This window comes from Paenibacillus sp. FSL R7-0273 (assembly GCF_000758625.1).
Taxonomy (GTDB): domain Bacteria; phylum Bacillota; class Bacilli; order Paenibacillales; family Paenibacillaceae; genus Paenibacillus_AQ.
Window position 1 is genome coordinate 3443508 of record NZ_CP009283.1, and the last position, 13388, is coordinate 3456895.

Annotated in this window: 13 protein-coding genes; 10 read left to right on the plus strand and 3 right to left on the minus strand. The window is 52.1% G+C overall.

All coding sequences use genetic code 11. The annotated features are described in order from the left end of the window. Positions 1–25: 25 nt before the first annotated feature. The 3 genes from R70723_RS14865 to R70723_RS14875 all read left to right on the plus strand — a co-directional run bounded on the left by R70723_RS14865 (position 26) and on the right by R70723_RS14875 (position 1547). Complete coding sequence (locus tag R70723_RS14865; RefSeq protein ID WP_039873048.1) at positions 26–427, plus strand: NUDIX hydrolase; 402 nt, start codon at positions 26–28, stop codon at positions 425–427. Between the two features lie 165 nt (positions 428–592). Then, positions 593–1018 carry a DMT family transporter gene (locus R70723_RS14870; RefSeq protein ID WP_039873050.1) on the plus strand — a complete coding sequence of 142 codons (426 nt, stop codon included), beginning with the start codon at positions 593–595 and terminating at the stop codon, positions 1016–1018. A 25-nt stretch (positions 1019–1043) separates the two neighbouring features. Next, positions 1044–1547, plus strand: coding sequence for a DMT family transporter (locus R70723_RS14875; protein WP_039873051.1), 504 nt, complete (start codon positions 1044–1046; stop codon positions 1545–1547). A 429-nt stretch (positions 1548–1976) separates the two neighbouring features. Here the strand turns inward: R70723_RS14875 and R70723_RS14880 are convergent, their stop codons facing one another. Together R70723_RS14880 and R70723_RS14885 are read right to left on the minus strand one after the other, a co-directional pair. Beyond that, on the minus strand, positions 1977–3032 hold the full coding sequence (locus R70723_RS14880; RefSeq protein ID WP_039873052.1) for an anthranilate phosphoribosyltransferase: 1056 nt from the start codon (positions 3030–3032) through the stop codon (positions 1977–1979). 12 nt (positions 3033–3044) lie between these two features. Continuing rightward, complete coding sequence (locus R70723_RS14885) at positions 3045–3641, minus strand: ANTAR domain-containing response regulator (protein WP_039873053.1); 597 nt, start codon at positions 3639–3641, stop codon at positions 3045–3047. A gap of 342 nt (positions 3642–3983) precedes the next feature. Here R70723_RS14885 and nirB point away from each other — a divergent pair, with 342 nt between their 5' ends. From nirB to R70723_RS14910, 5 genes are all read left to right on the plus strand, one after another. Beyond that, positions 3984–6416, plus strand: a complete 2433-nt coding sequence (gene nirB, locus R70723_RS14890) for a nitrite reductase large subunit NirB (RefSeq protein WP_039873055.1) — start codon at positions 3984–3986, stop codon at positions 6414–6416. A 19-nt stretch (positions 6417–6435) separates the two neighbouring features. Then, positions 6436–6747, plus strand: a complete 312-nt coding sequence (gene nirD, locus R70723_RS14895) for a nitrite reductase small subunit NirD (protein ID WP_039878791.1) — start codon at positions 6436–6438, stop codon at positions 6745–6747. 31 nt (positions 6748–6778) lie between these two features. Further along, positions 6779–7654 (plus strand): formate/nitrite transporter family protein, encoded by an 876-nt coding sequence (locus R70723_RS14900; protein WP_039873056.1) that lies wholly within the window; start codon positions 6779–6781, stop codon positions 7652–7654. After that, positions 7651–8421, plus strand: a complete 771-nt coding sequence (gene cobA, locus R70723_RS14905) for a uroporphyrinogen-III C-methyltransferase (protein WP_039873057.1) — start codon at positions 7651–7653, stop codon at positions 8419–8421. The genes R70723_RS14900 and cobA overlap by 4 nt, the downstream gene beginning before the upstream one ends. 129 nt (positions 8422–8550) lie before the next feature. Further along, complete coding sequence (locus R70723_RS14910; protein WP_039873059.1) at positions 8551–8883, plus strand: iron-sulfur cluster biosynthesis family protein; 333 nt, start codon at positions 8551–8553, stop codon at positions 8881–8883. 94 nt (positions 8884–8977) lie between these two features. Here R70723_RS14910 and R70723_RS14915 read toward each other — a convergent pair whose 3' ends face one another. Next, positions 8978–9736 (minus strand): SDR family oxidoreductase, encoded by a 759-nt coding sequence (locus R70723_RS14915; RefSeq protein ID WP_039873060.1) that lies wholly within the window; start codon positions 9734–9736, stop codon positions 8978–8980. 149 nt (positions 9737–9885) lie between these two features. Here R70723_RS14915 and R70723_RS14920 point away from each other — a divergent pair, with 149 nt between their 5' ends. Together R70723_RS14920 and R70723_RS14925 are read left to right on the plus strand one after the other, a co-directional pair. Next, positions 9886–11892: a sedoheptulokinase gene (locus R70723_RS14920; RefSeq protein ID WP_052421323.1), complete on the plus strand. Its 2007-nt coding sequence runs from the start codon at positions 9886–9888 to the stop codon at positions 11890–11892. 297 nt (positions 11893–12189) lie between these two features. Beyond that, a complete protein-coding gene (locus tag R70723_RS14925; RefSeq protein ID WP_039873062.1) occupies positions 12190–13350 on the plus strand; it encodes a cation:proton antiporter in 1161 nt (386 codons plus the stop codon). The last annotated feature ends 38 nt before the right edge of the window (positions 13351–13388 follow it).

Sequence of the window (13388 nt, forward strand, 5' to 3'; positions counted from 1 at the left end):
GGCCAGAATTTCAAGGAGGATAATGATGACCACAGTGATAGACAAGATTGCCTGGATTCATGTTGTAGACGGGAAGGTGCTGGGAGCACGTTCTCACGGTAAAGACACCTATTATTTCCCCGGAGGCAAAAGGGAAGCGGGCGAGACGGACAACGAAACGCTGATCCGCGAAATTGAAGAGGAATTAACCGTACAGATTGTTCTGGAGAGCATTAGACATTTTGGCACATTTGCAGCTGCGGCACACGGTAAAGAAGCTGGTGTACAGGTCCAGATGACCTGTCTTACAGCAGATTATAACGGCACACTTGCACCGGCAGCGGAAATTGCTGAGCTGGCCTGGCTTACGTTTGCAGACAGAGAACGGGTGTCGGCGGTCAGCAAACTGATTTTTGACCGTCTGCATGAGCTGAAGCTGTTAGACTAATGTAGTTTGTGTATTTCTAGCCCGTTTTAGCCTCATTGGTTGAGGTTGAAGCGGGCTTTTTGGTGCAATGCTAAGGGGAAATTATATTTTAGGACATATGTCCTTCACGGATAACGCCGGATGTCATTTAATTAAGTCAGAGATCACATAGAGGAGAGAGAAGACATGAAGGGGATTATTTTTGCTTTTATAGGCGGGGCGTGCATTACGCTGCAGGGGGTTGCCAACGCAAGGATCAGCCAGGACATTGGCACATGGCAGGCAGCAACTATAACACAATTAACCGGTTTTATTATGGCTTTGGCTATTCTGCTGTTTGTTCGCGACGGTAAGAAGCAGGGCTTCAAAAAAGTAAATCCGCTGTACCTGACCGGAGGCGCACTGGCAGCTTTTATTATTTTCAGTGAGGTTACTGCTATTCAGCATATCGGGGTTACGCTGACTATATCTGCGCTGCTGATCGCCCAGCTGTTCATGACCTTTATGATCGACAGCAACGGCTGGTTCGGGGTAGTGAAGCAAAAAATGCGCCTGCCGCAGTTCATCGGCATCGGGATGATGATTGCCGGCGTGCTGATTCTTAAACTTTAATGCACAGCGAAGGAGATAACATTTTATGATAATCGGGATTATATTGGCACTGGTGGCCGGGGCGCTTGTGGGCCTGCAGAATATTTTTAACATTAAAGTGAATGAGCATACAGGCTCCTGGTCTACAACGACGCTGGTACTCGGTATGGGCTTTATCGCTTCACTGGTTATGGGGCTGATTACTCAGGGGACAGGGATGTTTACACTCCAGCATATGCAGCCGTGGTACTGGTTCAGCGGAGTGATCGGCGTCGGCGTGGTAATCTGTCTGGTGCAGGCCACGAAGCTGCTGGGAGCAACCTTTGCAATTTCGATTGTGCTGACCTCACAGCTTGGCTTCGCGCTGTTATGGGATTCCCTGGGCTGGATGGGTCTGGAAAAGGTTCCGTTTAGCTTCAACCAGCTGCTTGGCGTTCTGGTTATCGTCGGCGGGATTCTCGTCTTTAAGCTTGGCGGAAGAGGAGAGAAGGGCGGGCAGGAAACTGCTGCGGCGGATAAGGCGCGTCAGACTGCGCTGGGTACGAAATAAATAGAGGCCGGAGCTCCCAGGGATGGGAGCTCCGGCCTTTTGGTTAGCTTGTTAGTTGGAAAGCTGTGGAAGGGGGAGGCTGGAAATGTAGGGGGACGAGGTGGGAAAGTTGGCTAGAAGGCGGGGGAGAGTCAGTTGAGTAAAGGGAGAAATCCCTTTGAATAGGCCGTCGGCACGCGAAAGGAGGCCCGTCAAAGGGAAAAATCCCTTTGATTAAGCTGTCGGCGTGCGAAAGTGGGCCCGTCAAAGGGAAAAATCCCTTTGATTAGGCTGTCGGCGCGCGAAAGGAGGCCCGTCAAAGGGAAAAATCCCTTTGAAGAGGCCGTCGGCGTGCGAACGGCGGCTCGTCAAAGGGAAAAATCCCTTTGATTAAGCCTTCGGCGTGCGAACGGCAGCCCTTCCCACCCCAGCCGCCCGCCAAAAGCCGGCCTACACCTGGCCGACCCGGCCCACAAACGGCGCTTTGCTGCCAAGCAGCGCACTCCGCCACTGCTCATACACCGCCCAGGCTCTGCCGTTGTCGAGCAGATGCTTGCAGGTGTATACACCTTCCTCCAGCGAACCGGCTTTACCGGCCAGGTGCAGCCGGGCCCCGCCGTTCAGCAGGGTCTGGTTGTAGAAGGCCATATGGCCGCCGCCCTGCAGCACCGCTTCGGCGGTGCGCAGCTGAAGCTCCGGCGTCCAGTCCAGCTCCGGCACCTCCGTCTCCAGCCCCAGCAGCTCGGGGTCAATAATGTCGAGCTGCGCCTGCCCGTCAGCTACTGTATACACACGGTTTGGGCGGTCGATGAACAGATCCTCTGACCCTTCAACGCCCTGGACAACCAGGCCTTTTTGGTAACCAAGCTTGATGATCAGCCGGGAAATCCGGTCGAAGACGGTATTATGGTAGATACCAAACACAATATACGGAGAGCAGGAGTAGTCGATCAGCTTCTCAGCGGTATTCAGAATCGTCCGCATCCCGATATCCTCTCTTAACGCCCGCAATGCTCCAAGCGGCGGACACCACTGATCCGCCTGTGCGAACAGCACACCGCTCTCCCTCGCTGCTGCAACAGCCTCGTCCTGTGAGAGCCCGGCAATGCGGACACCTGATGCCTCAATAATATTCTGCAGCGTAATTCCCCATTTCGGCGGAAGCGGTGCAGCCCCGTGCAATGTAACAGGAACACCGGCCGCAGCCAGCAGAAATGCTGTCGGGAAGGTAGCAATGAAGGAGTTCCTCCGGCCGTCATACGGTCCGGCGCAGTCCAGTCCCTGCTGCACAGGCTCACGGCGTGCATACTTGCGGCATACCGCTACAAAAGCCTCCAGCTCCTCAATACTCTCCAGCTTAATCCGCTCGGCGATCAGAAAAGCGCCGATCTGCACAGGGGAGGCTGTCTGGCAGAGAATCGCCTCAGCTGCCGCCAGCGCTTCGTCATAGCTCAAATCGCGGGCGCCGCGCTTGCCTCTGGCTACTTCTTTTAACAGGTTGATCATATCGGATTCTCCTTAAGTTTGATCCTGGAGCAGCTGGTAGACCTTGACGATCGAGGTGGCTACATCCACCATCCGTTTGCGTTCATTCATAGCCTGCTTGCGCAGAAGGTCGTAAGCTTCGGATTCACTGATGTTTTTGGCTTTGGACAGAATGCCCTTGGCCATGTCGATCCATTTACGTTCCTCGATCCGTGCGAGCAGCTGCTCCTTCTCCTTGTGCCATTGCTGGCGCTCGAAGCATTGCCTGGAGCTGAAATGAAGAATCCAGTGGATTTCCTGCTCGTGCATGTAAGGGGAGAGGATACCGTCTACAATGATATTGTCGCCGCAGGCGGAGACAGACAGATTAGCGGTAGCTTGAGTGCACCACCAGAGGAGCGGGGCGGTTTTGTGCCGGAGCAGCTTTTTTCTCCAGCCATCAATTTCGGTTATCGGCATACATAAGAGGGTGGCATCGGCATCCTGTATCATAATAGAAGCCTGCTCCTCACTGGCTGCTGTCCAGGTCACGTACCCGCAAGCTTCAAGAATACGCCCTGGACTGTGTTCGGAGCGCGCCTCTGTGTCGTTCTCTGTTCTGCCGTTCTGAATCAAGAGCAGGGAATGCATAGCCAGACGCTCCTTTATAGGATCTTCATGATCTGATTCTTCCTGAATTTGCATACTGTCCTTTAAACTATATGTAATAATATATAACACGGAAATGGCTGTTTTGTCGATGAATTAAATTATTCAAAATTTATATGTCATAATTGTTGACGTTTTGGAATGATCTGTAGTATAGTCGGTTTAACAAATTCATCAAATCTACGGATACAACGGTGTATCCGGTTGAAGCGGCAACGGCGCCTGCTTTCACTTTTATCGCAACGGGAATATTATGTTTCCGGGCGGAGTGAAGCGGGCTATTTCTGTTGATTTCTGTTGTTCACATAGAGAGGAGAGAGACATATGTCAGCTGTACGCAAAAAACTGGTGTTAGTCGGAAACGGAATGGCGGGGGTCAGGGCGATCGAGCATTTGCTCAAGCTTGCACCGGAGGCTTACGAAATTACGATTTTCGGTGCTGAGCCACATCCCAACTACAACCGGATCATGTTGTCCTCTGTCCTGGCGGGCGGGGCGGATCTGAACGATATCATTATCAACGACCTTGAATGGTACCGCAGTAACGGCATCCGGCTCTATACCGGACATACGGTAACTTCTATTGATACGGTGAACCGCAAAGTGAAAACCGACAAGGGAGTGGAAGCCGGCTACGACGAGCTAATCCTGGCAACCGGGTCCAACCCGTTTATGCTGCCGCTGCCCGGAGCGGATAAAGAGGGCGTCATTGCCTTCCGCGATATCAAGGACACGCAGATTATGCAGGAGACAGCCAAAACCCATCGCAAAGCGTTGGTCATCGGCGGCGGACTGCTGGGTCTGGAGGCGGCGCGGGGGCTGCTGCATCTGGGAATGGAAGTATCGGTTGTTCACATCAACGAATATATAATGGAACGCCAATTGGACGAAGCCGCTTCGGTCATGCTGCAGAAGGAGCTCGAAGCGCAAGGCATGAAGTTCCTGCTGAAGAAGCAGTCTGAGGCCATTCTCGGCAAAAAAAGAGCCAAAGGCCTGCTGTTCGCAGACGGCGAGACAGCTGAGACGGACTTAATCGTCATGGCTGTCGGCATCAAGCCGAATGTGGAGCTGGCCCGGGGAAGCGGCATCGGGGTGAACCGCGGAATCATCGTAAATGATTACATGGAGACCAATATTCCCGGCATTTATGCAGTCGGGGAATGTGCAGAGCACCGCGGAATCGCCTACGGGCTGGTCGCCCCGCTGTATGAGCAGGGAGCCGTTCTTGCCAAAAGACTGGCCGGAGCACAGACCGAAGGCTACGCCGGTTCCGTTACGTCAACCAAGCTGAAGGTATCCGGGGTTGACGTGTTCTCGGCAGGCCAGTTTATTGAACAGCCTGGTACCCGGTCACTGCGCTATCAGGATGAGATTGAAGGCGTCTATAAGAAGCTGGTTATTAAGGAAGATAAGCTGGTGGGCGCGGTTTTGTTCGGGGATACAAGCGACGGTGCGCCGCTGTTCTCAATCATCAAGAATGGTGAGAATATCAAAGGCAAGGAAAAAGAGCTGCTGCTCGGCATCTCCGCTGATGCACTGGGTTCGACCAAAGGGAATAACCGCCTTGAAGCAATGGCCGATGATGAGATTATCTGCGGCTGTAACGGGGTCTCCAAAGGAGCGATTGCCGAGGCGATCCAGTCCGGCGGCTGCACCAGTGTCGGTGATATTAAAGCCTGTACGAAGGCTTCTGCCTCCTGCGGCGGCTGTAAGCCGATGGTCGAAGGTCTGCTCCAGCTGTACGCCGGAGATAAGGCCGTCAAGGTAAAGGAAGGCATCTGCGGCTGTACAACTCTGGGGCGCGACGAGATTGTGGCCGAGATCAAACGGATGAAGCTGATGACCGTCAAGGAAGTTATGCATGTGCTGGACTGGAACAACGAGGAGGGCTGCACCAAATGCCGTCCTTCCCTGAACTACTATCTGGGGATGCTGTGGCCGGAGGAATATATCGATGAAAAAGAGTCCCGGTTCACGAACGAACGCTATCACGCCAACATCCAGAAGGATGGAACCTATTCCGTTGTGCCGCGCATCTATGGAGGGATTACGACCCCGGCCGATCTGATCAAGATTGCTGAGGTTGCCGTTAAATTTGATGTTCCGATGGTGAAGTTTACCGGAGGCCAGAGACTGGACCTGCTGGGTGTCAAAAAAGAGGATCTGCCGAAGATGTGGGAGGAGCTGGATATGCCTTCGGGCCATGCTTACGGCAAGACGCTGCGTACAGTTAAGACCTGTGTCGGCTCGACCTTCTGCCGCTTTGGTACCCAGGATGCGATCGGGATGGGAATCCGGCTGGAAAAAGCTTTTGAGCGGCTGAACGCACCATCCAAGGTAAAGCTGGCTGTATCCGGCTGCCCGCGGAACTGTGCGGAAGCGACGATCAAGGATTTTGGCGTCGTGGCGATTGACGGAGGCTGGGAGCTGCATGTCGGCGGCAACGGCGGGGTGCATGTCCGGGCAACGGATCTGCTCTGTGTAGTGAAAACCGATGACGAGGTGCTGGAATGGGCAAGTGCTTTCCTGCAATATTACCGCGAGAATGCGGTCTGGAACGAGCGGACATCAACATGGGTCGAGCGTGTCGGTCTGGAGAGCATCAAGCAGGCGCTGGAAAACCGTGAGGAGCGGCTTGCGCTCAAGGAACGGATTGAAGCAACGCTGGCCCTGACCACCGACCCGTGGAAGCAGATCGTCAATGAGCCGGAGCTGCGCAAAAACTTCACCCCGATCACAGAACCTGAAACGGTATAAGGAGGTCCTATCCATGACAATGACCAAAGTGCTGGTAGGCAATGTAAAGGATATCGATATTAAAGGCTCACGCAAGCTGCATATGGCGGGCACTGAAATCGCACTCTTTCGTCTAACAAGCGGGGAAGTTCTTGCTGTTGAAAATAAATGCCCTCATAAAGGCGGTCTCTTATCGGAAGGCATGGTGTGCGGCTCAAAGGTCCATTGTCCGCTCCATGATTCCCGGATCGATCTGCATAGCGGAGCTGTTATGGCTCCCGATACTGGACATGTAAGGACCTATGAAGTGGAAGTGGACCCGGACAGCGGACAGATTTATCTGACGATCTGAAAAAGAATGATATTATACAGGGGGAACCGTTATGGATTATGTGAAACCGAATGAAGTGCTGTCTTCCATGATTGAAGCCGGAAAAACAAAAGCAGAGCTGTCCATTATGCAGCTGATTGTACGCGGCGGCCTCGGCGGGGCAATCCTTGCCTGTGCGACCACTCTTGCCTATACTGCAGCGGCGCAGACGCAGCTTCCTATGATCGGCGCGCTTTTATTTCCTGTAGGCTTTGTGATGATTATTCTGCTCGGCTTCGAGCTGGTTACCGGCAGCTTCGCCCTGATCCCTCTGGCGGTTCTGGAGAAAAAAACGAATTCGGCACGGATGCTTAACAATTTCTTCTGGGTTATCATCGGGCATCTGATCGGCTGCGCAGTTTATGCTGCGCTGTATGGACTTACTATTACCAAGATGGGTACGGATATGTCGAATCCGATGATCCAGACGCTTATCTCAACAAGTGAAGCTAAGACGACGGCTTATAAAAGCATGGGCGCAGACGGCATGGGCCTGGCCTTCATCAAGGCGATCCTCTGTAACTGGATGGTAACCCTCGGTGCAGTGCTGGCGATGACCTCCAAATCCACTGCCGGCAAAATAACCGCGATGTGGCTGCCGATCCTGACCTTCTTTGCCCAGGGCTTCGAGCATACGGTGGTCAATATGTTCGTCATTCCGGCCGGAATGATGCTTGGCGCGAACGTCAGCTTCGCCGACTGGTGGATCTGGAACGGTATACCTGTACTGCTCGGCAATCTGGTTGGCGGGGTGCTGTTCACCGGCCTGCTGATCTATCTCGCCCAAAACGGCTTCCGTGCCAGCCGCTCCGTGCCGGCAGCTACCGTGCCGTCCGGTCATGGTGAAGGCGCGATTGCCAAGACAGCAACACTGGATAAAAGCCTATGAAACAAGGACACATCTCTATTGTCGGTGCTGGTCCTGGTGATCCGGAGCTGATCACTGTAAAGGCTATGCGCCGTATCCAGGCGGCGGACGTTGTTCTGTATGACCGGCTGGTGAATGAGGAGCTGCTGGAATATGCACCGGAAAAAGCGCTGCGCATTTATTGCGGCAAAGCGCCCGGCCAGCATTCCATGCCGCAGGAGTCTATCGAGCGGCTGATGATTATGCATGCAGCCGCAGGAAACCGGGTGGTCCGCCTGAAGGGCGGAGATCCCTTCGTCTTTGGCAGAGGAGGAGAAGAGCTTCTTGCTGCCGCAGACGCCGGGATTCCCTTTGAGGTCATTCCCGGGATCACCTCAGCGGTCGGCGCAGCTGCCTCCGCCGGCATTCCGCTGACTCACCGCGGGGTAGCTACTTCGTTCGCTGTTGTCACCGGAAGCCGCTGCAATGATGCTGCCCAGCCTGTCCGCTGGGATCTTCTGGCTCACAGTGCCGATACCTTGGCCGTCTACATGGGGATGAGCCAGCTGGCTGAAATCACGGAGCAGCTAATCAGACACGGCAAGGATGCGCAGACTCCGGTAGCCCTGATTGAAAAAGGTACAACGGCCGACGAACGGACCGTTACAGGAACACTGGCTAACATTACTAAGCTTGCAGCTGTGATGAAGATCAGCAATCCGGCGATGATTATCATCGGTGAAGTGGTTAATATAAGGGAACAGGTATTCAGTCTGCAGCAGCATGCAGCCCGTTACCGGACTGGCTGAGCTCACAGAAGTGAGTGTGGTCACACGTTATGGAGCTGCAGCAGGACTATACTTGTTTTAAAAGAATGTATATGTGCTTTGTGATATACTCTATATACATTTTCCACAGCACCAAGGAGGTAATCACCTATGCAGGTTCAACTGGATGCACTTACTACTGAGCGGCTGCAGGCAAGTCTTGCCGGACAGCCCGGCGCCTTTAAGCTATTTTATGACACCGAGGATTGCGGCTGTAATGGTGTTCTCGTCGTCCAGATCGTAGACGGGCCGAACGCCACTGACATTGTTTATGAGCAGGAGCCGTTCACCTTTATCGTTGACCGCCAGCAGGAATCGCTATTCGATAAGGTTATGCGGATTCAGGCGGAGGAGAACTATCCTTCTTACAAGGTGACCAGTGATTCCACACTGTTCGGCAGCAATGTCAGATTACGGGATACGCGTCAGCAAGCGGTACAATAAAAGAAACATAAAAACAGCAGCCCTCAATTGAAGAGGAGCTGCTGTTTTTTGCTGCAATGAGTTTTGCTTTTATACCGCCGCAACTTAATAAAGCTCAATAAGCCGTCCATCCGCCGTCGGCAGTAACGACTGCAGCATTCACAAAGCTGGCTTCATCGGATGCCAGGAACAGGGCCAGCCCTGCGATTTCCTCCGGCTTGCCGTTGCGCGGATTAAGCGCCAGACCTGCTTGGATGCGGCCCATTCCAAATTCGTTAATGTGCGTCATGGTCGAGCCGATATTCGTTTCAACTCCTCCTGGCGCGATGGCGTTGCAGCGGATGCCTTCCTTGGCATACATGAACCCGGTGTTTTTGGTGAAGCCGACGACTGCGTGTTTGGTGGCCGTATATGAAGCGCCTGCACGGGCTCCGAATAGCCCGCCTGCTGATGCGATGTTGATGATCACTCCGGCTTTCTTTTCCAGGAAAACAGGCAGCACCTTGCGGGTGGCACGCATGACCGAAGTGGTATTAACAGCAAAAATCCGCTCCCACTGATCATCCTTTATGTCACCTGCGGGCTCGAAATTGTCCATAATTCCGGCGTTGTTCACCAGAATGTCCACGGTACCATAGGTGCTGACTGTGGTATCTATTAAGGCTTGGATGTCTGCTTCATCAGCAACATTGGTCTTCACGGCAATGGCTTCGCCGCCTGCGGACTTAATCTCCCCGGCAGTTCCCTGAGCCGCAGCCTCATTAATATCTGATACTACGACCTTTGCGCCTTCACTTGCATATAGAATAGTAATCGCCTTGCCCATTCCTGAGGCTGCTCCGGTTACAACAGCAACTTTGTCTTGAAGTCTCATGCTTATTAGCCTCCATATCTTTTATTCTGCGCATCAATCGTTTAGTATAGATTATTTCGGCAGAAATATGCAGCAGCAATCGGGAAAATTGAATCGTGCCGGATGTGTTGTATATACTAGAGTTACATTTGAGGAGAAGAGGAACGCGGATGAAGTTTATCGGACTGGATATCGGAACTACGTCCATTACAGGGCTGGTGTATTCCCTTGAGCACAAAATGGTGCTGTGCAGTATTACAGAAGAGTGCAATACGGAGGTTCCAGGACGGCATCAGGAATGGGAAAGGCTGCAGGATGCTGAGGTCATCTTCGAATGTGCCGGGCGTATTCTGGAGGAACTCATACAGACCGAAGAGAATGTCCTGGGGATCGGCCTTACCGGCCAGATGCACGGCATTGTCTATACAGATAATAGCGGACGGCATGTGAGCCCGCTGTATACCTGGCAGGATGGCAGGGCGGGACTTCTTGGTGCGGACGGCTTATCCTGTGCCGGTATGCTTAGTGCTCTGACAGGCTATACTGTTCCCTCCGGCTACGGGCTTGCTACTCATTACTACAATCTACAGCACGGGCTGGTTCCTGACACAGCTGTCAGCTTTTGCACCATTGCCGATTATGTTGCCCTCCGGCTGACGGACAGCACAACTCCAGTTACGGATGCTACGCAGGCTGCAGCGATCGGGTGCTATAGCTTTTTAACGGAGGATTTCGATTATGCAGCCATTGAACGGGCGGGGATAGATCCGGGAATGCTGCCTAGGATCGTCCCGTCCGGCACGCTTGCCGGACATACTCCGGGCGGGATCCCGGTGTATAGCTCACTAGGAGATAATCAGGCCAGCTTCCTGGGGAGCGTGCCATTTCCGGAGCGGTCGGTGCTGGTCAACATCGGCACCGGCAGCCAGCTGTCCGCACTGTTCCCGGAAGGAGAGTATACCATTCCCGGGATAGAGCTCCGGCCGTTTCCGGGCGGAGGGAGACTGGCTGTCGGGGCGGCACTCAGCGGCGGGAGATCGTATGCGCTGCTGGAGGGCTTTTACCGGGAGGTGATCCGCAGTTACACCGGGGAGGAGCCGGGGGAGATGTACAGCCTGATGGAGCTGCTGCTCAAAAGCGGTGACCCTGCTGCACAAGGTTTAAAGGTGAACACGCAGTTTCTTGGCTCCCGTGTTCATCCCGAAATACGAGGCAGTGTCGGCCGGATTACGCTTGATAATTTCACTCCGGCTAATCTGGCCCATGGATTCCTTCAGGGAATGGTGAATGAGCTGTATGCCTTTTATGAGACTTTAACCCAGGCGGGCAATTTATCATACAGCTCCATTATTGGCTCTGGCAATGCGCTCAGGCTTAACGATACGTTATGTGAGAAGGTGAGCCTGGCCTTCGGGCTGCCGTTTGCATTCAGCCTGTCCCTTGAGGAAGCGGCAGTCGGGGCGGCACTATGTGCTGCAGTAGGCAGCGGCAGCATTGGCAGCTTCCGTGAAGCCGGTCCATTTATTGGACTGGCTCAGCCGGAGGAGCCGGTGCAAAGTGTGCCGGAAGCTGACAGACAGCGGATTATGGGTATCTACGGTCTTTCCGTACAGCCGGAAGAGCCCGTAAATAATAAGCAATACAGCACGTTAAAAGTAAATTATTCAGCAGATCCTGAGGACATACAGGACGAAGAGGGAGCTACCCCTTACCGGATCATGCTACAGCCGGGGGTGTCGATCGGGCCGCTGTATCTGGGAATGACACAGAGTGAGCTGGAGCGGGCCGGGGCAGATTTTCCGGTATATTTTAGAGCGGATTACGGCCGGGATGGACTTGCTGACTTTATAGAAATTGCTAATCCATGGGAACACGGGTATTGCATATATATGTCGGAAGATTTGTTTCGTACACCTGCTGCAGAGCTCACCGCCAGGCTTGATCTGACCTTGCCGTACGCGCGCAAAAACACGGAAGATAACACGCTGTATACTGTTCCTGAGCTTGGGTTTACGCTCTGGCGATCCGGCACATTAACTGAAGCAGACCTGCTGACAGAGGAGTATCAGTCACTCCCACCGGATATTTATGAGGATGAGCAACGGTATTTGTATTTTGAGTCGCTTTCTGTTTTTCCGGCTGTCCGGCCATATACAGAATTAATACAAAATGGATGATGCGATTAATAACAAAGACAGCCAGTCCTGCGACTGGCTGTTTTTGTTAAAGTAACGGGCTGGTAAATTAAAGTAAATGAAGAATAACGTTAAGAGGCAATGAGGGAATACCCTCCTGATCTTTGTTTTAAGAGAAGTGAATGGTATTTGTGTGGCTAGGGATTAATGAGGCGTTTTGAGTGGGTTATAGAGACTGCGGGAGCTCTTAAAATCGATATTTTATTGCGATGTGATCTGTGTTAAGGTTATTTTGTTGATTCGAATCAAACACCATTTAATATAAAGTGAGGTTGTTTAATGGAGTTTGTACTATATCTTGTTCTTATTTTGTCAGGTACCAAATTAGCCGGTCATATCGCAGTCCGTTTTGGACAACCGTCTGTTCTTGGTGAATTGATTATTGGAATTATTTTAGGGCCCGCCATTTTAGGATGGATACATGATGGTGAGTTCATCCATATTTTTGCTGAAATCGGTGTTCTGCTGTTAATGTTTATGGCCGGGCTTGAAACGGATCTGGACCAGCTGAAGAAGAACTGGAAATCTGCATTTGCTGTTGCTGTAGGCGGTATTATATTACCGTTAGCTGGCGGATTTGGAGCGGGTGAACTGTTCGGATTATCTGCATCCCATTCTTTATTCCTGGGAGTACTGCTAAGTGCAACTTCTGTGAGCATCACTGTCCAAGTGTTAAAGGAAATGAACAGGCTTGATTCAAGGGAAGGCACCACTATATTAGGAGCAGCAGTAGTTGATGATGTGCTAGTGGTTGTTCTTCTTGCTGTTCTTACTAGCTTCTATGGGACAGGTACTGGAGGGGATATATCAATCGGGCTGCTGCTTGGAAAAAAACTTATGTTTTTTGCTGGTGTCTTCCTTGCTGGTTGGTTGGTGATTCCGAGAACGTTAAAGTTATTATCCCGGCTAAAGGTTACTGAACCGTTGATCAGTATTGCATTGGTTTTTTGTTTTGCTTTTGCTTATTTTGGAGAAAAAATGGGGATTGCCGGAATTATCGGAGCTTTTGCAGCGGGGCTGGCGATTTCACAAACGACTTATAAGCATGATATAGAGAATAAAGTAGAGGCCTTGTCATACTCCATTTTTGTCCCTGTTTTCTTTGTAAGCATCGGATTAAACGTATCTTTCGATGGAGTAGGGAAGCAAATAGGACTTCTGGTTGTTCTGACGATTGTGGCTGTATTGACGAAACTTTTGGGTGGTGCTGCGGGAGCTAGGTTAACTGGGTTCAACGGCCGTTCTTCGATTGCTATAGGTTCAGGAATGGTATCCAGAGGTGAGGTTGCATTAATCATTGCTGCAACGGGTATGCAGTCGGGATTGCTGCTTCCTGAATATTTTACGACTGTTATTATAACGATCATCCTTACTACGCTCATTGCTCCGCCTCTACTAAAGATTGTTTTTAGTACTGCTGCTGACAGAAATGGTGTATAGCATAAAACTCCAGATTTATAGAAGACTCCGGCTCAATG

Bases quoted from the DNA above. Each gene is read 5' to 3' on its own strand.
- R70723_RS14865 (WP_039873048.1), top strand. From the start codon at position 26: ATGACCACAGTGATAGACAAGATTGCCTGGATTCATGTTGTAGACGGG.
- R70723_RS14870 (WP_039873050.1), top strand. From the start codon at position 593: ATGAAGGGGATTATTTTTGCTTTTATAGGCGGGGCGTGCATTACGCTG.
- R70723_RS14875 (WP_039873051.1), top strand. From the start codon at position 1,044: ATGATAATCGGGATTATATTGGCACTGGTGGCCGGGGCGCTTGTGGGC.
- R70723_RS14880 (WP_039873052.1), bottom strand. From the start codon at position 3,032: ATGATCAACCTGTTAAAAGAAGTAGCCAGAGGCAAGCGCGGCGCCCGC.
- R70723_RS14885 (WP_039873053.1), bottom strand. From the start codon at position 3,641: ATGCATTCCCTGCTCTTGATTCAGAACGGCAGAACAGAGAACGACACA.
- nirB (WP_039873055.1), top strand. From the start codon at position 3,984: ATGTCAGCTGTACGCAAAAAACTGGTGTTAGTCGGAAACGGAATGGCG.
- nirD (WP_039878791.1), top strand. From the start codon at position 6,436: ATGACCAAAGTGCTGGTAGGCAATGTAAAGGATATCGATATTAAAGGC.
- R70723_RS14900 (WP_039873056.1), top strand. From the start codon at position 6,779: ATGGATTATGTGAAACCGAATGAAGTGCTGTCTTCCATGATTGAAGCC.
- cobA (WP_039873057.1), top strand. From the start codon at position 7,651: ATGAAACAAGGACACATCTCTATTGTCGGTGCTGGTCCTGGTGATCCG.
- R70723_RS14910 (WP_039873059.1), top strand. From the start codon at position 8,551: ATGCAGGTTCAACTGGATGCACTTACTACTGAGCGGCTGCAGGCAAGT.
- R70723_RS14915 (WP_039873060.1), bottom strand. From the start codon at position 9,736: ATGAGACTTCAAGACAAAGTTGCTGTTGTAACCGGAGCAGCCTCAGGA.
- R70723_RS14920 (WP_052421323.1), top strand. From the start codon at position 9,886: ATGAAGTTTATCGGACTGGATATCGGAACTACGTCCATTACAGGGCTG.
- R70723_RS14925 (WP_039873062.1), top strand. From the start codon at position 12,190: ATGGAGTTTGTACTATATCTTGTTCTTATTTTGTCAGGTACCAAATTA.